The sequence below is a fragment of the Desulfosporosinus burensis genome (assembly GCF_054657535.1).
The window spans coordinates 324,468-344,648 of sequence record NZ_BAAHYN010000005.1 but is presented as its reverse complement, the minus strand read 5'-3'; the positions used below and the strand labels follow the sequence as shown (position 1 = coordinate 344,648).

The window sequence follows — 20,181 nt, the reverse complement described above, 5'->3', positions numbered from 1 at the left end:
GTTGTATGACTAGCTGAGGAGGAAAGATTATTGACAATGCTAGAAGAGTTAATTCCTTGGATTTGGTGGGGTATAAGTGGATTAGGAGTAATCCTTGTAATTTCAGTTCTGATATCCCTTTTACTGTATCGACGCATGAAACGATTTGAATCTGCCTATGTATCTTTGCAAACATTTATGGCGGGCAATCAAATGGATATATTGTTAGATGAAAGTAATCAAAAAATGCATAAGCTTGAACAAGAAATCGAAAAATGTAAGGCTAGGTTAAACCCTGTAGAATTGAAACTGCGTGCTAGTGTAGACAGAGCAGAGTTGCTCAGATTTAGAGCATTCGAAAATGTGGGAAGTGACCTGAGTTTTGCATGTGCGCTGATTAGTCAAGAGGGAAATGGAATCGTACTTAGTTCAATTCATAATCGTGAAGAGGCAAGGGTTTACGCAAAACCAATTGTAGGAGGCCATTCTGTTTATTCTCTTTCAGATGAGGAAAAAGAAGTCATAACTAAGGCCATGCAAGGCGTAAAGATTTAGTAGTTTAATTGCGTCGTACTCTGAGATAGGATTGAGTAATTAGTGAACTAATATTTTCGGACATCCGCCAAACAATGTTCAGTCGAGTATTTTGCAGAACCATATATTCCATAAACCCTCCCACATTTACAATCCCTGTTATATGCGCTTCTCCCACTTTGGGTAATTGCTTATGAACTCCTGCACCTGGTTTTAGGGGACCATCAGCTAAGGTAATACAACCTACAGAATCCATTCGTCCCAAACAGGCATCAACAGCAATTATAAATGGATTCTGGTAGGTTTGCTCAATAAAACGGATAGTCTCTTCAAGATTAATTGCATGTACGGGTTCATCCAACGTCCCATAAACATGAAGTTGTGGTAAGGTCTGTCGTGTTAAATGCGTCCCAATTAATGGGCCTAATGCATCTCCTGTTGAGCGATCAGTCCCAATACATAGTATGACAGCAGGGCGTTTCCTTGTGGATATAAAAAGATCAGATAGACGCGTTTCAAGTTTTACCTTAGCTGCGCAGTCATCAACATGGGCTTTAATTTTTTGAGTTTCAGTTAATATAGAAAATAAACTCACAAGCTGCCCCCTAACATGTAATGATCAAATCTAGTACATAGTATAATTTTTTCCAAATACTATCCTTTTTATGCATGAAATCCCTATTCAAGCCATATGCATGATGGCGAGGAGGGAGTTCAGATGCAATGGAAAACAACATTTCAGGTTGCCGCTACATACGTCGGTGCAGTCATGGGAGCTGGTTTTGCCTCTGGTCAAGAAATCCAGCAATTTTTTGTGCGGTTTGGGCATTGGGGCTTAGTGGGAATAATCCTAAGTTCAGTTCTGTTTTCTCTTCTAGGGTGGGGCACGCTAGAATTGCAGGAAAGATGGAAGGTTTCGTCCTATAACGAGTTTTTTGATCGTCTCCTCGGCCCTAAGTTGGGGCGTTGGGCTGATTGGCTGGTTAGCATCTTACTGTTCGTAGGTATGATGGCCATGATATCAGGTAGTGGTGCGTTATTTTATGAGTATTTTAGATTTTCCAAATGGTTAGGAATCTTCTTAACAGGCTTAATCATCGCCTTAGCCTTATGGTACCGTGGCGAAGGAGTATTGTGGATCAATTCTGTTCTTATACCCTTGAAATTTGTCTTTTGCCTAGGTATTACAGCTGCATCAATTCTTTTGATCTCTTCTGGAGATAATGAGCACGTTTCGATGTTGCCGCATCCTATAATCAAAAATTGGGCTCTCTCGGCAGTTCTATATGTTTCATTTAATGCAACGTTAGCAATGGTGGTATTCGCTTCTCTCGGACGAGAGATTCAGAAGACGGGTGCACGCTTAGGTGCGGTTTTAGGCGGGGTTGCACTCGGGTTATTTGCCTTTTCTATAGGAATGTCATTACTTCGGTTTCCGGACATCTGGGTTTTGGAAATTCCGATGGTTGCTATTGCAGGTAAGTTAGGAGACTGGCCTGGGTTTTTCTACGTAGTTGTACTATGGTTGGCAATGATCACAGCGGCAGTAGGAAATGGCTTTAGTCTTGTCAGTCGAATCGCGGATTCAGGAAAATTGAGTTATGGGTATGCAACAGTTATTCTCCTAATTCTACTTTTGCCATTAGCAGGGGTTAAATTCTCGCAGATTGTACAACTTATCTATCCATTGTTTGGCTACTTAGGTCTGATCTTTTTACCAACAATCGTTTATTATTGGCGTAGAGTATAGCGGAACTGCCAGTAGTGTTTTAGAAATCCTAGGGATGATACTTAAACTGGTCTTTATCTCAATCTTAAGTTTAGTTGAGTTGAACTTATCCAGGGGATAGCACCGTACCAACTGCTTACGAAGCGGGTCTCTAAGAGGCGGATCTGTCAGCGGAGGCAGATTGTATTCGAGTGGTCTATTTGCGTTACCTTAGAGAGTTTTGCTATAGTATGAATTGGAAACTTATAATAATTTAGATCGGTAGCCAAACATCTTAAATCATTACAGAGATTTTATTCACTAGGGAGATCGAGCAAGTAGACGCAGAGAATAAAGAAAGGTTCTCCTAAGGGAAATCTTAGTTCGCGAGGTTGACTAACAAATTCTGGTTAAAACCAGGTTGATAAGGGGACAAAATATGGATGAACGACACTATTTAGTAGGTACAGCAGGACATGTGGATCATGGAAAAACTGAACTTATTAGGGCTCTATCAGGCATTGAAACGGATAGGCTAAAAGAAGAGAAGCAGCGAGGGATCTCTATAGAACTGGGATTTGCTCATATGACATTACCCAGTGGGCGACAAGTTGGAATCGTTGATGTTCCAGGCCATGAACGGTTTGTACGCCAGATGCTAGCAGGGGCAAGTGGAATGGACGTTGTATTACTCGTCATTGCTGCGGATGAAGGAATTATGCCACAAACCCAAGAACATATAGACATTTTGACATTACTAGGAATACCCAGAGGGATTGTTGTGTTAAATAAAGCTGATATTGTAGATCAAGATTGGCTTGATCTGATGGAAGAGGAAGTGCGTGAAGGACTAAAAGAGACTGCTTTTAGTAAGGCAAAAATTTGTCCGGTTTCCGCACTGACTGGGGAAGGAATTGCCGTTCTCCGTCAAACGATTGATGATTTGCTCTCGGAGGTAGAGAGTAAGAAATCGATTGGTCCGGTCAGAATGCCACTAGACAGAATCTTTAGTATTCAGGGGTTTGGAACGGTTGTGACTGGAACACTTCATAGTGGAACAGTAATGCTAGGACAAGAGCTGGCAATTGAGCCCAACCATATTTTAGCGAAAATTCGATCGATCCAAGTCTATAACAATAAAACAAAGTCTGCAGGCGCTGGTCAAAGAGTGGCAGTCAATGTTGCAGGTGTAGATGTTACAGAAATAGAGCGAGGTTCAGTGCTGGTGTCGCCGAACACGTTTAAAGTTGGACAGATCTTAGATTTAAAGGTTACAAACCTCCCTTCAGCAGAGAGACCTTTAACTCAACGGCAACGAGTACGATTTCATCTCGGAACAACGGAGATCCTCGGAAGGTTACATCTTCTAGACCAGAAGGAACTGGCCCCAGGAAAAGAAGGATTTGCACAGATTCTTTTGGAAGAACAAGTTTTAGCTGCACCAGGGGATCGGTTTGTGCTGAGGTTCTATTCTCCACCCCATACGATTGCCGGTGGAAAAGTACTCGGTATAGCAGAATTCAAGCAGAAACGTTTCAAGGAAAACGTACTAGCCCAAATGAGAGTTAAAGACGAGGGAGATCCACTTGACCTATTAGAAAGAGAAATGGACGAACCTCGTACTAGAGCAGATTTAGCAACTCGCTTACATGTCAATTCTTTAGAATTGGAGGAAAGTCTGAGATCTTTAGAGGAATCAAAACGATTAGAAGTATGGTTAGAAGATGATACCCCCCTTTATTGGGGAAAGGCAGCAGCAGAGGGATGGCGTTTAAAATTAATCGACGTAGTAAAAAAACACGAAGCTGCAAACCCATTGCGTGGAGGAATTAGCAGAGAAGAATTAAAAACACGTCTTGGGATCAATTGGAAAAATAGACGTTGGCAAACAATTCTAGAGCTTGGTAGTGTTCGAGGTTTTTATCGAATTACCGGCAGTAAAGTTCAAACCAATGAAGGGGTAAAAATCCCACCCAATATCCTTAAAGATTTAGATGCCTTACGCAAAAAGTGGCAAAGTGTAACACTCATGCCCCCTGACCTCAGCACAACAGCAGAGGCCTGTGGGATTACAAAAGTACAAGCCCCAGAATATGCCCAATATTTGTGTGATATCGGAGAATGGGACCATATTGATCAATTCTATTTTAGGCATACTGATCTGAACCAGGCTCAAAATAGTCTAATCGAGTTTCTACAGAAACATAACGAGGTTGGAGTGGCTGAAGTGCGAGAAATGTGGGGTGTTTCACGTAAATATGCTGTTCCACTGCTTGAGTTTTTTGACAATCAAAAAATAACTAGGCGAATCGGCGATAAGAGAACGAAATACTAAATTCAATTAATGTAATGATACAGAATTTCCTAATTGACACAATGGTGCAACAGTTATAAAATGAAAAAGCAGAAATGGAGTTGTTTCAAAAACTGACATATAACTGTCATATAACCGACGCTCAACTGTTGTACAACTGTGCATTGGGGTCAACCGGGTATCAATGCAGGGCTTTTTTCTTGTCTGGGCCATTGTATTCTGTTTAAATCGGAGGTGTAATATAGAGAAGTTTTGGACCAATTACTAAGAACATATTTTTTAAAACTAATTTAGAAAAATGGGGGTATAAAGATGAGAAAAAGTAAGTTATTAATAGGTGTAGCGTTACTAATGTTAGGTTTGGTTTCAGGTTGTGGTAGTGCTGCAGCACCAAAAGAATCAGCAGAAATAAAAATCGGTGGTAACTTAGAGCTATCTGGTGGAGTAGCTACCTATGGACAGTCGGTTTTAAACTCAGTCAATTTAGCGTTTGAAGATCAAAACAAAAAAGGTGGAGTTTTAGGAAAACAGCTTAAATTCGTTACTGCTGATAACAAATCTGAAGCTGGAGAGTCAACTTCTGCAATTACCAAACTTATTACGCAAGATAAAGTTGTAGCTGTTCTTGGTGCTGTTACCAGTTCAAATACAAAGGCTGCAGTACCTGTTTCAGCAGATACCAAGATTCCTCTAATCACACCAACGGCTACAAATTCAGAAGTTACCATTAATAAAGATGGTTCACTCAATAAATGGGTCTTCAGAAGTTGCTTTTTAGATCCTTTCCAAGGAAAAGTTGCAGCTAATTTCGTATTGAAGACTCTTAAAGTAAATAAGGCTGCCTTATTTATTGATCAGAAAGATGATTATTCTAAGGGTTTAGCCGCGGAATTCAAAAAAGTTCTAGAAGGTGCTGGAGGAAGCATCACCGAAACTGTACAATATGTCGGCGGGGATAAAGATTTCAAATCTACACTAACTCGGATCAAAGCAAGTAACCCAGAAGTCGTATTTGTGCCAGGTTATTACAACGAAGTCGGATTGATAGTCAAGCAAGCACGAGAATTAGGAATTAAAGTTCCCTTTGTCGGAGGAGATGGCTGGGATTCCGCGAAATTACCTGAGTTAGCAGGTCCTGCAAACCTCAACGATACTTATTTTGTTAATCACATGTGGGCAGATGATCCAGCCACAAAGCCATTTGTTGAGGCTTATAAAGCAAAGTATAATGCTGAGCCAGATGCTCTAGCAGCTCTCGGATATGATGCAGCCAAAATGCTCATTGCTGCAATCGAAAAGGCCGGTAGTACTGATCCTGAAAAGTTAAGAACTGCTTTGGAAAATACTAAGGACTTTAATGGAGTAACGGGTATCATCACGGTTGATCCTGCAACTCACAACCCAGTTAAAAGTGCGGTTATCATTAAAATGGTCGATGGCAAGAAAACACTGCTAACACATGTAAATCCATAATCTGGAGACAAATGTATTGCATTGTTGCCTGGGTAAGGTATTGACTAAAACTAGTACAATAGCTAAGATAAGCATAGAGTTAATTTAAGACAGTTTTTAATAAGTATAAAGCCCCAGTCGCTACAATATAGCCTTGACTGGGGCTTTAATAGAGAAAGAGGGTTTTACTAAAGTATAGAAGTATTAACAATACACATCGTGTAGATTCTTACAACCAAGGATCTGGGTGTGGTTACAATTGGCAAAGTCGACTACTAGGCGAAATTCAAAGTCACGGAAGCATGTGTTATCAAAGGAAATAAACGCTATAAAGATACAACCTTGCAAAAGCACTAATCTTAACTAATAATAAGTTGTTTTGAGGCCGAGATTATAATTAGGCCGATTCCGTAAAAAAGAGAGGGGGGAGCAGTTTTACCCTCTCTCTTCTATGTTAGAAAGTTTTAGCAGAAAAGGGAGTGAGATCATGGAGAGTATTATTCAGCAGATATTTCAGCAAATTATTAATGGCCTGTCGTTAGGAAGTATCTACGCTCTCATTGCTTTGGGATATACGATGGTCTACGGAATTATTAAACTAATCAATTTTGCGCATGGAGAAATTATGATGGTAGGAGCGTATGCTGGATGGTTTGCGACCAGTGTCTTGCATTTGCCGTTTTTACCAGCGCTGCTTTTTGCAATGATTGTTGCTGCCATTTTGGGAGTTGTAATAGAACGTATTGCGTATAAACCCTTGCGCAACGCTACTCGTATTGCAGCTTTGATAACAGCAATCGGAGTCTCGCTATTTTTACAGTATGGGGGCATGTTAGTTGTAACTGCTCAAGTCCGTACCTATCCCCCAGTCTTTCCAGAAACCATGTATTCTGTATACGGAGTTATCTTTAAATATGGTGATATTGTTATGCTATTGACTTCCATTATACTCATGGGTCTCCTGCATTTCACGGTTCAATATACGAAAATGGGTAAGGCAATGCGGGCAGTATCGTTCGATAAAGATGCCGCCTTGTTAATGGGAATTAACACGAATAATATAATTTCCTTCACATTTGCCATTGGTTCGGCCTTAGCGGCTGCTGCCGGTGTCCTAATGGGTGTCTATTTTAATACGATCGATCCTTTAATGGGACTTGTTCCTGGTCTGAAAGCATTTGTAGCAGCAGTATTGGGGGGAATCGGGATTATCCCTGGCGCGATGGTTGGAGGCTTAATGTTGGGTCTAATTGAGTCAATTGTGAGTGGTTTAGGCGCTTCAACTTGGCGGGACGCCGTTGCATTCCTAATCTTAATACTTGTCCTAATTGTTAAACCCAGCGGTCTTTTCGGCAAAAATGTACGTGAGAAAGTGTAGGTGAGGAAAATGCGCAACTGGTTCAACCGCAAAAATCTAGTGATGTTGTTAGGGATTGTTCTTATATATGCTGTTGTTCAAGGGCTGATTATGACAGATATTATGCCTCCGTTCTATAAGTTGACGTTAATCCTCATGTGTATCTATATTATTCTTTCTACTAGTTTAAATCTGATCAACGGAATAACCGGTCAATTTTCGATTGGACATGCTGGGTTTATGGCCGTTGGTGCGTATGTTTCGGCGATTATTACAGCAATCATGCATGGGCCGTTGATTTTAGGCATTTTGGCGGGGGCGGTTGTGGCTGCCTTGGTGGGTCTCCTAGTTGGGTTACCTACGCTACGTCTTAAAGGGGACTATCTTGCTATTGCAACATTAGGGTTCGGAGAAATCGTGCGGATTGTTTTTCTAAATATGGAGTTAGTTGGTGGAGCATCCGGATTCACTTTACCGAGCACAATAACCTGGACTTGGGCTTTTGTATTGATGGTCTTGAGTGTCCTTTTAATGAAAAACTTTGTGGGCTCCACTCACGGTAGAGCTTGTATATCTATTCGGGAGAATGAGATCGCCGCTGAATCTATGGGCATCAACACCACAAAATATAAAGTTATGGCTTTTACAATGGGAGCCTTTTTTGCCGGTGTAGCTGGCGGGATTTACGCGAATTACATGTATATCATTCAACCCATGACCTTTTCCTTTTTGAAGTCGATTGATATTTTAGTTATGGTAGTCCTCGGTGGGTTGGGGAGCATTACGGGAGGTATTGCGGGAGCGATTGTTATGACCTTAGTTTCGGCACTTCTAGCGGGTGTTCCGGAATGGCGTATGGTTATAATAGCCGTACTATTGATAGGAATGATGATCTTTAGACCGACCGGATTGTTCGGTACGAAAGAATTCAGCTTGAATTTCCTGGGAAAGAAGGGTGATAAATAATGCCGCTTCTAAAAATTGATAATCTTTCTAAATCTTTTGGCGGTTTAAAAGCGGTATCAAATTTAAATATTGAGATTAATGAAGGAGAATTGGTTGGTTTAATTGGTCCTAATGGTGCAGGAAAAACCACAGTCTTCAATTTACTGACGGGTGTATATGATAAGACCGAAGGAAATTTGATGTTTCAGGGTAAAGAGGTGAGTGGACTTAAACCCTATCAGGTTACTCATCTGGGAATGGCGCGGACGTTTCAAAATATTCGCCTCTTTAGCGATTTAAGTGTCATTGATAATGTAAAAATTGCTTACCACCAACGTGCTGCGTATAGCACGACTAGTGCGTTATTAAGACTTCCTAGTTTCTACATGGGTGAAAAAGCAATACAGAAAAAAGCCATGGATTTGCTGAGAATTTTCCATCTTGAAGATAAAGCGCAAGAGATTGCGAAGAATCTACCATATGGAGAGCAACGTCGCTTAGAGATAGCCCGCGCCTTAGGAACTGAGCCGAAGCTTCTCTTATTAGATGAGCCGGCAGCCGGCATGAATCCCCAGGAGACGAATGACCTTATGAATCTTATTCGGTGGATTCGGGAGGAGTTTAAGTTAACGATCCTCTTAATTGAACATGATATGTCCTTAGTCATGGGTGTCTGTGAGCGTATATACGTTTTAGATTATGGCATGATTATTGCTCAAGGGATACCTGATGAAATAAAGAATAATCCTAAAGTCATAGAGGCTTACCTAGGAGAGGAGGTTGTCGTCTGATGCTTGTACTTGAAGATGTTAATGTTTTTTATGGTGCTATCCATGCCCTTAAAGGGATTTCCTTCCAGGTAAATCAGGGAGAGATTGTAACCCTTATTGGCTCAAATGGCGCAGGGAAAAGCACAAGTCTCAAGACGATCTCCGGATTGTTGCGCTCAAAAACGGGTAAATTAACCTTTAATGGAGAGAACTTAGCAAGCATACCTCCCCAATCCATTGTGGCCAAAGGAATATCACAGGTTCCGGAAGGTCGGCGTGTCTTTGCTAATATGACCGTCATTGAAAACTTAGAATTGGGAGCCTATTTACGTAAAGATAATGCGGGTATCAAACAAGATATTGAACGTGTTTATGGTTTGTTCCCTCGCCTTGGAGAGCGTAAAAGTCAGATTTCAGGTACACTGTCAGGCGGAGAGCAGCAAATGCTTGCCATGGGGAGGGCTCTGATGTCCAAACCTCAGCTCCTGCTTCTCGATGAACCTTCAATGGGATTAGCACCTATTTTAGTTAAACAGATCTTTTCAATTATCAAAGAGATTAATGCAAGCGGAACAACAATTTTACTAGTAGAGCAGAATGCTCATATGGCCTTATCAATCGCCAATCGGGCTTATGTATTGGAGACAGGAAAGATTGTTCTTTCAGGAGATTCAAAACAATTAGCGGCTAGCGAAGAAGTTCGAAAGGCCTACCTAGGGGGATAAGATCTCGTCCCTGAAAGGGTAGGAGGTCCGCAGACAGGGGATAAGGCATATAGTTCTGAGACAAGTGTATTAAGTAAGTAGAGCTTTGGTTGGCCATATTGGCAGCTTTTCTCCCTCCTAGCGCCAACCAAGTTTACTTTATAGGCTTAACTTTGATGGAGAAAGGGGTAAGGAAAAAATGTATGTTCGCCAATTTATGACATCTCAGGTTTTTACGGTGTCCCCGGATGAGTCGATCGCAGATACTTTAGCCCTCATGCGAGAGAAAAAGATCGACCGATTACCAGTTCTGGAAAAGGGCAAACTAGTGGGCTTTGTAACAGATGGGGATTTACGAGAGGTCTCACCTTCACCAGCAACGACTCTAAGTATTTTTGAACTTAATTACCTCATAGCCAAAACCCCAATTCGTGAAGTAGCGGTGAAAAAAGTAGTGACCTGTCACCCAGACACGCGGATTGAGGATGCAGCCTTATTAATGCGGGAACATAAAATTGGAGGATTACCAGTGCTTGATGAGGGTAAACTGGTAGGCATTATCACGGGATACGATATTTTGGATGCATTTTTAGATATCATGGGATCGCGAAGTCCTGGTGAACGTGTTGTAATTGAAGCAAAAGACAAAATCGGAGTGTTGTTAGACATCGCCACCACAATAAAGCATTTTGACATCGATGTAACTAGTTTTGCTTTCTATCATCAAAAAGATAATCATATCCAGTTTCTCGTTCATCTTAATGGAGAACAAGTAAACGACGCAAAAGTGTCGTTAGAAGAAAAAGGATATAACATTAAGAATTAATAATTAGGTTTTAACCTAACGCAAGATTACAGCGCTTTTCTGGGTTAGGGATTGTTATTTAACCTAGTTGTACTAAGTATAGGATATCGACAATAAAGAAAGTCCTGAATGATAATTCACGGACTTTCTTTATTGGTAGATTGAGTTATAATAATACAAGACAACTATAGTATTCGGTATGCTAGGAAAACGAGGGGATAAAATGTACCTTTTTAATCGATCTATATCTGTGAATGTCCGCTTAGTGGATGAGGGAACGCTAATGGTGGAGGGATTTTTTCTAGACAGTCATCATGAACTCTGTTTATCGATCAAAGTAAACTTAGTGAGCAATACCATTACTTCAGCTGATGGTGATTTTCGACGTTTTCCGCATACAGATTGTGAGTTGACAAAAGAGCGCATAAAAAAACTTATCGGCATTAACCTAAACAAAAATGTTCGTAGACAAATACAAATGGCGGTCGGACTAAAAGAGGGCTGCACACATTTAACGGACCTCGCAATTGAATGCGCTAAAGGGTTAATGCAAGCTCAATATCAGTTTCTACAGTTAACTATGCGAGAGGAAGAATTAAATAATATGGTTGAACAATACTTAGATGGAAGCTGCTTACACTATACCAAATTAAACTAAGGGAACATACTAGTTTTAATCTTGAATTTATTTAGGAGTGGCATAGGCGATTAAAATCGTTTCTGGCCCCTCAGTTTTAGAAAAATTGATTTTTGATTCTAGGGCTTGAATTTCTTGAAGTTGATCATTTGTTAAATTAGAAAATTTAATCTTAGTAGTATCCATTTAGTATTCTCCTTTCTGGGACATACCCATTTATTTAATAACAATAATGTAACATTAATATTCTGTACGATTGGTTAGCAATCTATGCACAATTTATGGGTAATAGTATATTTTGACTGTATTTACTTCCATAATTATAATGAATGTGTTAATATATTATTAATTGAATGGGGATGGATGGTGGCTGGTGCTGCTCCCGGACTTCAAATCCGCGTGTCGGGACGCAGAACGTTCCGAGGTGTGTTCGATTCTCACGCATCCCCGCCAATCTATGGATATAGTAAGTTAAGGGCGGCAGCAAGAAGCTGCCTTTTTTGATTCCCTATTAGTCGAAATCCGGCAGGATTATTGATGATAATAATCGAATAGGGATTAGAACCTGACTATGTTTAATTAAGAAACTTGTTGAACTTTTAGTATGACTCATCTGTTTTATAGGAAGAGGGGACTACATGAATCTTCTAGATGTTCTCATTCTCGGGTTTATTTTGTTAGGTGCTCTGCGAGGCTATCAAAGGGGTTTACTGACTAGCATTGTCAACTTCCTGAGTGGTATAGCTGGATTTTTAGTCGCCGTTTGGCAATACAAAGCCGCTCTTCGTTGGGTAGAGCAATATTTTCCCCTTCAACAATGGCTCGAGCCTGTAATTTTTCGAGCGGTACTCCCCTCAGTTCAGTCTAAAGCTGATACACTTCAACAACAGTTTTTAGGAAGTATCTTGGGCTCATTACCTCCGGAATTACGTAGTTTCTTTTCCTCATCGAATCTTCCAAGTCCACAAGTGCCACAAACAATAGATCAAGTAAGCCATCATTTGGCGGGGGTGCTTACTGAGCGAATTCTGAATCTGATCGCTTTTGGAGTTGTTTTTTACACCGTTGTACTTATAATTCAATTAGGATGCGCGATTTTACTTCGTCCATTTGGCAGCTGGAGAGGGTCTATAAATCGCGGAGGAGGACTACTGTTCGGTGGGTTAAGTTCTTTGATTGGCTTGTCTGTTTTGGCGGGATTGTTCTCTCCTCTCTTGAATTTGGGTGTAGGACAAAGCTATAATGTGCTGATTCAGAACTCATACTTTTATCCATATTTAGTGGGAATTTTTAATGGGTTGGATCAAATATTTTCGGCTCAACTCCGTCAAAATTTACTTGATCCTTTATCATTGGACAAAGGAGATTGGTTTTAGCACATAATTCAATCTTAGAAGAAGAAAACTACAAGAATGATCTTGCAATTTAACGATCTAAAGTAAGCGATAGATTTTCTGTAAAGGACGACTATTATTATGAATGTTACGTGGATACAGGAAAAAATCGGCTATTATGATTGGCCTGGATTAGGAATAACCGCGGTTAACACCTTGGTATATATTGTAACAATATTGATCTTTGCTCGTTTGATCTACGCTTTATTAATTTATACGTTTCGTCGTCTACTGGTTGAGAGAAAAGGGAAACATCTTCTGGATGAGCGTAAAGCGAATACGATATTTTCCCTTCTCCGAAGTATGTCCTTTTACCTGATCACTTTTACGGTATTGTTGCACAGCCTTAAACGTCTTTTTAACTTTGATACAGGGACAATCTTAGCCTCGGCCAGTGTTTTGGGAGTTGCCTTAGGATTTGGATCGCAAAGTTTGGTTAAAGATGTGATTGGCGGTTTCTTTATCCTTTTCGAAGATCAATTCTCCGTTGGTGAATATGTAAAAGCCGGGGAATTCTCTGGAATTGTCGAAGAGACTGGAATCAGGGCGACCCACCTCAGAGACTGGGGTGGTGAACTGCACATAATTCCCAATGGCAGTATAACCGCCGTTACCAATTTCAGCCGTGGTAAAATGAGGGCATTAGTTGATATTCAGATGCCTTATGATGAAGATTATGATCGAGCAATGGAAGTAATGCATTCAGTCTGTGAGAAGGTTAGTATAGAGTTCGGGGAAAAGATTATTGATGCTCCTTCTGTTCAGGGAGTAATTCAGTTCGGGGAACGAACTGCTGTCTTGCGAGTTGTTGCTTATACCCAGCCCAATGAACAGTGGAGCTTAGAACGAGAACTTCGCCGTCAAATACATAGGGAGTTTTTGAAAGAAGGAATTCGGACTCCGAACCTAAACAATTTTATTTTGACGGATCCCGTAAAGTGATCCCCCAATAAGCGAACAAACTATTGAGGTTGGGTCTAAGTAATGTACGCATGCTAAGTTCGACGTGATGAGCGATATACGGACTTCGAACTTCGCGCATCGATATTAGTCTGGATTAAGAGAGGGAGGTAGCAACCGATGATTCCATTGAAAGTAGGGGATATTGTTCGTCTGCGTAAACCGCACCCTTGTGGAAGCCTAGATTGGAAAGTAATGCGAACGGGGATGGATTTTCGGATCCAATGTTTAGGCTGTCAACATCAAGCTTGGATTCCTAGAGTCAAACTCGAACGCAATTTAAAGGAGATTTTAAATAGGGTAGATGAAAATAATCTGGATTAATGGGAGAAAATCACTTATAATCGGTGAGGTAGCTTGTCTATATAAAGTAGTGCTTAATATCTAATGATAAGAGCCTTAAAACTTGGAGAATATATTAAAAAAGTGTGAAAGGATAAGGTTAGGTTTGTCCAGGTTTTCTTAACTAGGTAACACCATGACATTACATGCAGGAATCGTTGGTTTGCCAAATGTCGGTAAATCAACGCTGTTTAATGCAATCACTCAAGCGGGTGCAGAAGCGGCAAATTATCCATTTTGCACAATTGATCCAAATGTTGGGATGGTTGAAGTGCCTGATTCCCGGTTGCAAAAACTTGCCAATATGGTAAATCCTAAAAAGATTGTTCCTGCAACCGTTGAGTTTGTTGACATTGCTGGTCTTGTCAAGGGAGCGAGCAAAGGTGAGGGGCTAGGTAACAAGTTCTTATCCCATATCCGGGAAGTGGATGCCATTGTGCATGTCGTCCGATGTTTTGAAGATGAGAACGTAATCCATGTTGAGGGTAATGTTAACCCTAAGCGAGATATCGAGACTATAGACTTAGAGCTGGTCTTGGCAGACATGGAGAGTGTGGAGAAACGGGCAGAACGCACTTCGAAACTCTTGAAGACGGGAGATAAAAAGGCCCATCTTGAAGTAGCCCTTTTGGAGCGCTTAAAGGTGGTCTTTAATCAAGGAAAAGGGGCTCGTTCGTTGACCTTTTCGGATGAGGAACAAGAGATTCTAAAGGGGTTTTCGCTTTTAACCTTGAAACCAGTGCTCTATGTTGCTAATGTCAGTGAAAATGGTCTTTCCACAGCCTCTGACAATCCTTACGTTCAACAGGTTAAAGTGATAGCGTCTGAAGAGGGTGCCGAAGTCGTCGTAGTTTGTGCGCAGATAGAGGCTGAGATTGCCGAACTTGAGCCAGATGAAAAAGAAGGATTTCTACAGGATTTAGGACTTGAGGAGTCAGGACTAGATCGTTTGATCCGGGTTGCCTTCCATTTACTGGGCCTTATGACGTTCTTTACTGCGGGCCCGATAGAGGTAAAAGCATGGACAATTTATCAAGGGACTAAGGCGCCTCGAGCAGCCGGGACAATCCATACAGATTTTGAACATGGATTTATTCGAGCTGAAGTGGTTTCGTATAAGGACTTCGTGGAATTCAACGGTATGAGCGGTGCTAAGGATAAAGGATTAGTTCGCTTGGAAGGTAAAGAGTATATTATGAATGATGGTGATATTGTCCACTTTCGTTTTAATGTTTAAAGCTTGCATTTTAAGGAACACAATGGTATAATTTTAGCTTGTTAGTATAAATATCCCTGCTCCGTTGATCGGGGCCGCTTAGTCCGAGGGGAGGTGCAAATATGAAAGCGTATGAAATACTGTATATCATCCGACCAGATCTGGATGAAGAGACAACTACTGCACTGGTAGAACGTTTAGGTGGGCTCGTAGCCAGCAATGGCGGAGAAAACTTAAAGGTAGAAAAGTGGGGCAAGCGTCGATTGGCCTATGAAATTGAAGATTACAAAGAAGGCCAGTATATCCTGATGAACTTCGATGGCGAAGGTCGTACATCCCAAGAAATTGAACGGGTTATGAAAATTTCTGATGATGTAATCCGTTTCCTAACCGTTAGAAAAGATGACTAGAAGGACGGAGGGGCGCATATGTTGAATCGTGTCGTTTTGATAGGCCGTTTAACGAAGGACCCCGAATTGCGCTACACGCCAAATGGTGTAGCGGTCGCTAATTTTACGTTAGCGATCGACCGCAATTATAAAAATGCCCAAGGAGAAAGAGATACCGACTTTATAAATTGCGTAGTTTATCGGCAGCTTGCCGAACTCTGTGCCAATTTTTTGTCGAAGGGGAAACTCGCGGCTGCAGATGGTCGAATTCAAGTACGTTCGTATACTGGACAAGACGGTCAAAAACGCTGGGTTACAGAGGTTATTGCTGAAGATGTTCGCTTCTTAAGTCCTAAAGACGGTGGAGGCGTAAGCACAGAATCAAAATCTCTAGGCGGAAATAGCTCGTTTGGACATGAAGTAAATTTGGATGATGACATCCCATTCTAATAGGGGAAGGGGAGAATTAGTATGAAACGTGAACGCGGACGTCGCCCTCGTAAGCGGGTATGTAGTTTTTGTGTCGATAAAGTTGTTTCTATGGATTACAAAGAGACACATAAAGTACGCAAGTATGTTACAGATCGTGGCAAGATATTACCACGTCGAATTTCTGGAAACTGCGCAATGCATCAGCGCCAAGTGACCTTGGCCATCAAACGTGCTCGTAGTATTGCCTTGTTACCATATAGCGTAGAGTAAAAAAAGGGAGCAAAGCTCCCTTTTTCTATTTTCCGATCCGCGGACCACTTATGGATGAAAATGAGCTATTTTTCGAAGTAGAAAGTATAAATTTTGGGCAAGGTCGTCCATGGTTAAATTTTCATAGGACGTAGGTGCAGGAGAATGGTATGGTAATCACGAACAGTAGTCTGATAGTGTAGCCAATTTTTTAAAACCAAGAGTGGAGATAAATAATAGTGTTTAGGAGGGGTCATTCCTGGAAAATATTGAAGTTGATGTCGTTAAAGGTCTAAGGGCCATTGATGAACTTAAGGTAAATTTAATTCAGGCTCAGTGGCTTATCCAACATGGGACTCTGAGTGGCTCAGAGGATGAGATGATTCAGGGTCTGGCGGATCTAGTAGGAATGAGTTATTTGTTAGCAAGGCGATTGGGGTTTGACTTTTCACGACTCGATCGCATGCTTCTCCAACGCTTAGAGGGTCTAAAAAACACCGATGAAATGAACCTTGAAAAGCAGTGGGGAGATTTTAGCTTGCTTTTGAGTTACCTTGCCCCTGAAGATTAAGCATATGGGAGATCGGAAAAAATGTTTATTAGTGATGAATTAGCTCAGGATTATTTGGCAGGGGCGATTCTATTGACATTTCCTTGGGTGGGGATTGTTTTGGGAACCTGGGGATTTCTTTGGGAAGCACTGATGTTGCTCGCAGTATTTTTAGTTGGACTACGTAAAGGGTTGCCCAGAGCGGTAGGGTTTCTCTTGATTGGCTATCTTGCGATAATTGTTTTTGGAGTATCAGCACTTAATCAATTGGGATTTGTACCTTTGGCAGGGTTGCTGGGTGTTCTTGGTTGGCAAAAGCGTTGGCCAGTACGCGTAACTTTTTTTTGGGGTGCTGCCTTAGCTGCAATTATAGGAGCGTTACCCTCTCTCTCTTATGTAATGCAAGGATTTGATGCTAAAACTGTTGGTGATCTGATTAATTCGACTGTCCAGCAATATCAAGCTTCCGGATTACTGGTAGTGATGCAACAACAAGGGATTACAGAGGAACAGATTCGTGATTTATTGCAACAAGGAATTCAATTTTATGTCTTAGTCATTCCTAGTATCGCTGCGATTATTTCTATAGTTGAGTTTGGATTTGTTTACTACATTATGAGACGATGGCTTAAGGACGAGGGAGGATGGATCCCGTTTACGCACTGGCGTCTGCCTTGGTATGCAGTCTGGGGTGCGGTATTGGGTATTGCTTGCTATCTTTTAGGGGATTACTTTGCTTGGCCGTTTTTTCGAGGGCTAGGGATTAATCTCATGGTTGTTTACGGAGCCTTAACGTTGGTTCTAGGCACAGCTGTTTATCTGCATATCTTAAAATCACCAAGAATTCCAAGATTCCTTAAATGGTTAATAATTATTTCTAGCTTTATTTATTTCTTTTTTACTATTGTCAGCATTATCATGTTTGGGCTTTTTGATCTAGTGATCAATTTCCGACGCCTACCGGAAGAACTATAAGGAGGAATTTTCATGAAGGTTATTCTACAAACAGATGTAAAGGGAACAGGTAAAAAGGGACAGATTTTAGAAGTTGCTGATGGATTTGCTCGAAATTTTCTTTTTCCTAAGAAATTAGCGATTGAAGCGACTACCGGAAATATTCAGGACGTTTCACATAAGAAAGCAGTGGAACAACGTCGCAAGGAGAAAGAGAAAGAAGATGCGATCAAATTGGGTGATAAACTTAATGCCTTGCTGATCGAAGTGAAGACGAAAACTGGAGAAGGAGGGCGCTTGTTTGGGTCAGTAACCAGTAAGGAAATTGCCGAAGCCTTAAAAAAGCAACACAATGTCGAAGTGGATAAACGTAAGTTGGAGATAAAAGAACCGATCAAGACATTGGGAAGTTTTGAGGTTTATGTAAAAGTGCATCCAGAAGTGGTAGCTAAGCTTCAGGTACATGTTTCCGGGTTATAAGTGAGTTCGGCTTCAGATAGATCTCTGCAGTTTCGCATCCTAAGGCGGCGTATTCAAACAACGTACTAAGAACCACGAAAGGGGACCCCTGATGAAAGGGATTTTAGCAAAATGGTTAAATCACAAGGACCTTAGTGAGCGGTTAGAAGACGAGGAAGAGTGGAGTCGAGAAGTTGAGGCACTCTATGTGTTGCTTTCAAATTATTATGGAACAGACAAACTAGTACTTAAGGCTAGCCGATTGGAAGCACTCAAGCTAATGCGCTCGGATGAACTCATTGAACGTGTTGTTGGTTTACGCAAAATCCTTTCAGATGATCCCACAGACCAAACGCTTCCCAATAATTCTGAGATTCCCCAGATCTTAGATGAAATCGAGGAACAGATAGCAGACCTTATTGCTCGGCGGTCTGTAGAAGAACGGTTGGAGCGTGTGGTTACAGAAAAAATGCAGGAACGGCATGAGGATTATGTCAAAGAAATAAAAAGGCATGTACTTCAGGAGTCATCTACTCCAGAAAATGCACAAACCCTCAAGAAGTTAGCTGTGCTCGAAAAAATGAAAACAGTTTCATTAAAATCATCTGCATCGGATGTCTTACGGCCAAGGACTATGGAGGAAATTGTAGGGCAGGAGAGCGCTCTGCAAGCGCTACTTGCAAAGATAGCAACACCCTATCCGCAACACATGCTGATTTATGGTCCACCCGGAGTCGGTAAAACTTCTGCTGCTCGAGTTGCTTTAGAAGTGGTCAAGAGCCATCCACATTCTCCCTTTCTCAAAGAAGCCCCGTTTATTGAGGTGGATGGTACAACGCTTCGGTGGGATCCCCGTGATGTGACCAATCCTCTTTTGGGATCAGTGCACGATCCAATATATCAAGGTGCTAAGCACGATTTAGCAGAGACCGGCATACCGGAACCAAAAATGGGGCTGGTGAGCGATGCTCACGGCGGCATTCTTTTCATAGATGAAATTGGAGAAATGGATCCCTTACTCCTAAATAAGCTGCTCAAAGTGCTTGAGGATAAGCAAGTGACCTTCGATTCGTCGTATTATGATCCTGGGGACCCTCAGGTTCCACTGTGGATAAAGAAACTTTTTGATGAAGGAGCACCTGCTGATTTTGTGCTCATTGGAGCTACGACAAGGGATCCGGCTGATCTTAGTCCGGCCCTTCGTTCACGCTGCTCTGAAGTTTTCTTTGTCCCCCTTGAGCCAAGAAATGTTCAGCACATTATTCATCAATCTGCCCAAAAGCTAGGTGTGACGTTAGAAGACAACGTCCCTGAGATAATTAGTGAATATGTGATTGAAGGACGGAAAGCAAATAGTATCTTGACAGATGCCTACGGCTTGGCAAGGTATCGAAACCCGGATCAAGAGGTCGTGAAAGTAACTTGTGCTGATGTATATGAGGTCCTGCGTTCGGCGCGACTTACGCCCTTTATTGTCCGCAAGGTCCAAGCAAGCTTTGAAGTGGGAAGGACTTTAGGACTGGGTGTATCGGGGTTTTTAGGTTCAGTATTGGAGATCGAGGCGATAACCTTTGCAGGGCGAGAGGGTAAAGGTGCAATTCGCTTTAATGAAACTGCGGGAAGTATGGCTAGAGATGCAGTATTTAATGCTACCGCGGTCATACGTGAACTAACTGGAGAAGATTTAGGTAATTACGATGTGCACGTAAATATTGTGGGTGGAGCAAAAATTGACGGGCCTTCAGCGGGACTTGCAACTACGCTGGCTATTTATAGTGCACTGAAAAAGAAACCACTTCGCCAGGATGTTGCCATAACAGGGGAGATTTCCATTCAAGGCAAGGTGAAGCCAGTCGGTGGTATTTACGAAAAGATTTTTGGCGCAAAACAGGTTGAAGTTCGCAAAGTTTTGATCCCCTTGGAAAACATGGTGGATGTACCAAGAAGTTTACAGGGTATTGAAGTGGTAGGTGTCAGTACAATCGAAGAGGCTATGAACCATGTTTTTTAATACTAATCAACCTCAGCAAA

22 protein-coding genes, 1 tRNA gene and 1 pseudogene are annotated in these 20,181 nt (G+C 41.5%); 22 read left to right on the top strand and 2 right to left on the bottom strand.

Annotated elements, in window-relative coordinates; translation table 11 throughout:
• Nucleotides 1-36: 36 nt before the first annotated feature.
• Nucleotides 37-534, top strand: a complete 498-nt coding sequence (locus tag ACYQ3Q_RS11115; RefSeq protein ID WP_459928667.1) for a DUF4446 family protein — start codon at nucleotides 37-39, stop codon at nucleotides 532-534.
• 4 nt (nucleotides 535-538) lie between these two features.
• Here the strand turns inward: ACYQ3Q_RS11115 and yyaC are convergent, their stop codons facing one another.
• Complete coding sequence (gene yyaC / locus ACYQ3Q_RS11110; RefSeq protein WP_459928609.1) at nucleotides 539-1,108, bottom strand: spore protease YyaC; 570 nt, start codon at nucleotides 1,106-1,108, stop codon at nucleotides 539-541.
• Between the two features lie 123 nt (nucleotides 1,109-1,231).
• On the opposite strand from yyaC, the gene ACYQ3Q_RS11105 reads away from it, so the two are divergent.
• The 9 genes and pseudogenes from ACYQ3Q_RS11105 (at nucleotide 1,232) to ACYQ3Q_RS11065 (ending at nucleotide 11,226) form a co-directional block, all read left to right on the top strand.
• The gene (locus ACYQ3Q_RS11105) at nucleotides 1,232-2,263 is read left to right on the top strand and encodes a YkvI family membrane protein (RefSeq protein WP_459928608.1); all 1,032 of its coding nucleotides are present in this window, start codon (nucleotides 1,232-1,234) and stop codon (nucleotides 2,261-2,263) included.
• A gap of 397 nt (nucleotides 2,264-2,660) precedes the next feature.
• Nucleotides 2,661-4,556 (top strand): selenocysteine-specific translation elongation factor, encoded by a 1,896-nt coding sequence (gene selB, locus ACYQ3Q_RS11100; protein ID WP_459928607.1) that lies wholly within the window; start codon nucleotides 2,661-2,663, stop codon nucleotides 4,554-4,556.
• A gap of 291 nt (nucleotides 4,557-4,847) precedes the next feature.
• Nucleotides 4,848-6,008: an ABC transporter substrate-binding protein gene (locus tag ACYQ3Q_RS11095; RefSeq protein ID WP_459928606.1), complete on the top strand. Its 1,161-nt coding sequence runs from the start codon at nucleotides 4,848-4,850 to the stop codon at nucleotides 6,006-6,008.
• Nucleotides 6,009-6,474: 466 nt separating this feature from the next.
• Complete coding sequence (locus tag ACYQ3Q_RS11090) at nucleotides 6,475-7,365, top strand: branched-chain amino acid ABC transporter permease (RefSeq protein ID WP_459928666.1); 891 nt, start codon at nucleotides 6,475-6,477, stop codon at nucleotides 7,363-7,365.
• 9 nt (nucleotides 7,366-7,374) lie between these two features.
• A pseudogene (locus tag ACYQ3Q_RS11085) lies at nucleotides 7,375-8,329 on the top strand (branched-chain amino acid ABC transporter permease).
• Nucleotides 8,310-9,080, top strand: a complete 771-nt coding sequence (locus ACYQ3Q_RS11080; RefSeq protein ID WP_459928605.1) for an ABC transporter ATP-binding protein — start codon at nucleotides 8,310-8,312, stop codon at nucleotides 9,078-9,080. Before ACYQ3Q_RS11085 ends, ACYQ3Q_RS11080 begins: the two are co-directional and overlap by 20 nt.
• Nucleotides 9,080-9,784 carry an ABC transporter ATP-binding protein gene (locus ACYQ3Q_RS11075; protein ID WP_459928604.1) on the top strand — a complete coding sequence of 235 codons (705 nt, stop codon included), beginning with the start codon at nucleotides 9,080-9,082 and terminating at the stop codon, nucleotides 9,782-9,784. Before ACYQ3Q_RS11080 ends, ACYQ3Q_RS11075 begins: the two co-directional genes overlap by 1 nt.
• 178 nt (nucleotides 9,785-9,962) lie before the next feature.
• Nucleotides 9,963-10,589: a CBS domain-containing protein gene (locus ACYQ3Q_RS11070; RefSeq protein ID WP_459928603.1), complete on the top strand. Its 627-nt coding sequence runs from the start codon at nucleotides 9,963-9,965 to the stop codon at nucleotides 10,587-10,589.
• A 202-nt stretch (nucleotides 10,590-10,791) separates the two neighbouring features.
• Nucleotides 10,792-11,226, top strand: coding sequence for a DUF2889 domain-containing protein (locus ACYQ3Q_RS11065; RefSeq protein ID WP_459928602.1), 435 nt, complete (start codon nucleotides 10,792-10,794; stop codon nucleotides 11,224-11,226).
• A gap of 27 nt (nucleotides 11,227-11,253) precedes the next feature.
• On the opposite strand, the gene ACYQ3Q_RS11060 is transcribed toward ACYQ3Q_RS11065, so the two are convergent.
• Nucleotides 11,254-11,391 (bottom strand): hypothetical protein, encoded by a 138-nt coding sequence (locus ACYQ3Q_RS11060; protein WP_459928601.1) that lies wholly within the window; start codon nucleotides 11,389-11,391, stop codon nucleotides 11,254-11,256.
• A 169-nt stretch (nucleotides 11,392-11,560) separates the two neighbouring features.
• On the opposite strand from ACYQ3Q_RS11060, the gene ACYQ3Q_RS11055 reads away from it, so the two are divergent.
• The 12 genes from ACYQ3Q_RS11055 to lonC all read left to right on the top strand — a co-directional run bounded on the left by ACYQ3Q_RS11055 (nucleotide 11,561) and on the right by lonC (nucleotide 20,161).
• Nucleotides 11,561-11,658: transfer RNA gene (locus tag ACYQ3Q_RS11055), tRNA-Sec, on the top strand.
• Between the two features lie 185 nt (nucleotides 11,659-11,843).
• The gene (locus ACYQ3Q_RS11050; protein WP_459928600.1) at nucleotides 11,844-12,581 is read left to right on the top strand and encodes a CvpA family protein; all 738 of its coding nucleotides are present in this window, start codon (nucleotides 11,844-11,846) and stop codon (nucleotides 12,579-12,581) included.
• Between the two features lie 99 nt (nucleotides 12,582-12,680).
• The gene (locus ACYQ3Q_RS11045) at nucleotides 12,681-13,541 is read left to right on the top strand and encodes a mechanosensitive ion channel family protein (protein ID WP_459928599.1); all 861 of its coding nucleotides are present in this window, start codon (nucleotides 12,681-12,683) and stop codon (nucleotides 13,539-13,541) included.
• A gap of 138 nt (nucleotides 13,542-13,679) precedes the next feature.
• On the top strand, nucleotides 13,680-13,883 hold the full coding sequence (locus tag ACYQ3Q_RS11040; RefSeq protein ID WP_459928598.1) for a DUF951 domain-containing protein: 204 nt from the start codon (nucleotides 13,680-13,682) through the stop codon (nucleotides 13,881-13,883).
• A gap of 154 nt (nucleotides 13,884-14,037) precedes the next feature.
• Nucleotides 14,038-15,138 carry a redox-regulated ATPase YchF gene (ychF, locus tag ACYQ3Q_RS11035; protein WP_459928597.1) on the top strand — a complete coding sequence of 367 codons (1,101 nt, stop codon included), beginning with the start codon at nucleotides 14,038-14,040 and terminating at the stop codon, nucleotides 15,136-15,138.
• Between the two features lie 101 nt (nucleotides 15,139-15,239).
• Nucleotides 15,240-15,527: a 30S ribosomal protein S6 gene (rpsF, locus tag ACYQ3Q_RS11030; protein ID WP_034141197.1), complete on the top strand. Its 288-nt coding sequence runs from the start codon at nucleotides 15,240-15,242 to the stop codon at nucleotides 15,525-15,527.
• A gap of 18 nt (nucleotides 15,528-15,545) precedes the next feature.
• Nucleotides 15,546-15,956, top strand: coding sequence for a single-stranded DNA-binding protein (locus ACYQ3Q_RS11025; protein WP_459928596.1), 411 nt, complete (start codon nucleotides 15,546-15,548; stop codon nucleotides 15,954-15,956).
• 21 nt (nucleotides 15,957-15,977) lie between these two features.
• Entirely contained in the window at nucleotides 15,978-16,208 is a 231-nt protein-coding gene (gene rpsR / locus ACYQ3Q_RS11020) for a 30S ribosomal protein S18 (RefSeq protein ID WP_034141199.1), read from the top strand.
• A gap of 247 nt (nucleotides 16,209-16,455) precedes the next feature.
• Nucleotides 16,456-16,758: a MazG-like family protein gene (locus ACYQ3Q_RS11015; protein WP_459928665.1), complete on the top strand. Its 303-nt coding sequence runs from the start codon at nucleotides 16,456-16,458 to the stop codon at nucleotides 16,756-16,758.
• Nucleotides 16,759-16,779: 21 nt separating this feature from the next.
• On the top strand, nucleotides 16,780-17,712 hold the full coding sequence (locus ACYQ3Q_RS11010; protein WP_459928595.1) for a DUF2232 domain-containing protein: 933 nt from the start codon (nucleotides 16,780-16,782) through the stop codon (nucleotides 17,710-17,712).
• 12 nt (nucleotides 17,713-17,724) lie between these two features.
• Complete coding sequence (rplI, locus tag ACYQ3Q_RS11005) at nucleotides 17,725-18,171, top strand: 50S ribosomal protein L9 (RefSeq protein ID WP_459928594.1); 447 nt, start codon at nucleotides 17,725-17,727, stop codon at nucleotides 18,169-18,171.
• A gap of 91 nt (nucleotides 18,172-18,262) precedes the next feature.
• A complete protein-coding gene (lonC, locus tag ACYQ3Q_RS11000) occupies nucleotides 18,263-20,161 on the top strand; it encodes a Lon family ATP-dependent protease (protein WP_459928593.1) in 1,899 nt (632 codons plus the stop codon).
• Nucleotides 20,162-20,181 lie beyond the last annotated feature (20 nt).

Bases quoted from the DNA above. Each gene is read 5' to 3' on its own strand.
- ACYQ3Q_RS11115 (WP_459928667.1), top strand. From the start codon at position 37: ATGCTAGAAGAGTTAATTCCTTGGATTTGGTGGGGTATAAGTGGATTA.
- ACYQ3Q_RS11105 (WP_459928608.1), top strand. From the start codon at position 1,232: ATGCAATGGAAAACAACATTTCAGGTTGCCGCTACATACGTCGGTGCA.
- selB (WP_459928607.1), top strand. From the start codon at position 2,661: ATGGATGAACGACACTATTTAGTAGGTACAGCAGGACATGTGGATCAT.
- ACYQ3Q_RS11095 (WP_459928606.1), top strand. From the start codon at position 4,848: ATGAGAAAAAGTAAGTTATTAATAGGTGTAGCGTTACTAATGTTAGGT.
- ACYQ3Q_RS11090 (WP_459928666.1), top strand. From the start codon at position 6,475: ATGGAGAGTATTATTCAGCAGATATTTCAGCAAATTATTAATGGCCTG.
- ACYQ3Q_RS11080 (WP_459928605.1), top strand. From the start codon at position 8,310: ATGCCGCTTCTAAAAATTGATAATCTTTCTAAATCTTTTGGCGGTTTA.
- ACYQ3Q_RS11075 (WP_459928604.1), top strand. From the start codon at position 9,080: ATGCTTGTACTTGAAGATGTTAATGTTTTTTATGGTGCTATCCATGCC.
- ACYQ3Q_RS11070 (WP_459928603.1), top strand. From the start codon at position 9,963: ATGTATGTTCGCCAATTTATGACATCTCAGGTTTTTACGGTGTCCCCG.
- ACYQ3Q_RS11065 (WP_459928602.1), top strand. From the start codon at position 10,792: ATGTACCTTTTTAATCGATCTATATCTGTGAATGTCCGCTTAGTGGAT.
- ACYQ3Q_RS11060 (WP_459928601.1), bottom strand. From the start codon at position 11,391: ATGGATACTACTAAGATTAAATTTTCTAATTTAACAAATGATCAACTT.
- ACYQ3Q_RS11050 (WP_459928600.1), top strand. From the start codon at position 11,844: ATGAATCTTCTAGATGTTCTCATTCTCGGGTTTATTTTGTTAGGTGCT.
- ACYQ3Q_RS11045 (WP_459928599.1), top strand. From the start codon at position 12,681: ATGAATGTTACGTGGATACAGGAAAAAATCGGCTATTATGATTGGCCT.
- ACYQ3Q_RS11040 (WP_459928598.1), top strand. From the start codon at position 13,680: ATGATTCCATTGAAAGTAGGGGATATTGTTCGTCTGCGTAAACCGCAC.
- ychF (WP_459928597.1), top strand. From the start codon at position 14,038: ATGACATTACATGCAGGAATCGTTGGTTTGCCAAATGTCGGTAAATCA.
- rpsF (WP_034141197.1), top strand. From the start codon at position 15,240: ATGAAAGCGTATGAAATACTGTATATCATCCGACCAGATCTGGATGAA.
- ACYQ3Q_RS11025 (WP_459928596.1), top strand. From the start codon at position 15,546: ATGTTGAATCGTGTCGTTTTGATAGGCCGTTTAACGAAGGACCCCGAA.
- rpsR (WP_034141199.1), top strand. From the start codon at position 15,978: ATGAAACGTGAACGCGGACGTCGCCCTCGTAAGCGGGTATGTAGTTTT.
- ACYQ3Q_RS11010 (WP_459928595.1), top strand. From the start codon at position 16,780: ATGTTTATTAGTGATGAATTAGCTCAGGATTATTTGGCAGGGGCGATT.
- rplI (WP_459928594.1), top strand. From the start codon at position 17,725: ATGAAGGTTATTCTACAAACAGATGTAAAGGGAACAGGTAAAAAGGGA.
- lonC (WP_459928593.1), top strand. From the start codon at position 18,263: ATGAAAGGGATTTTAGCAAAATGGTTAAATCACAAGGACCTTAGTGAG.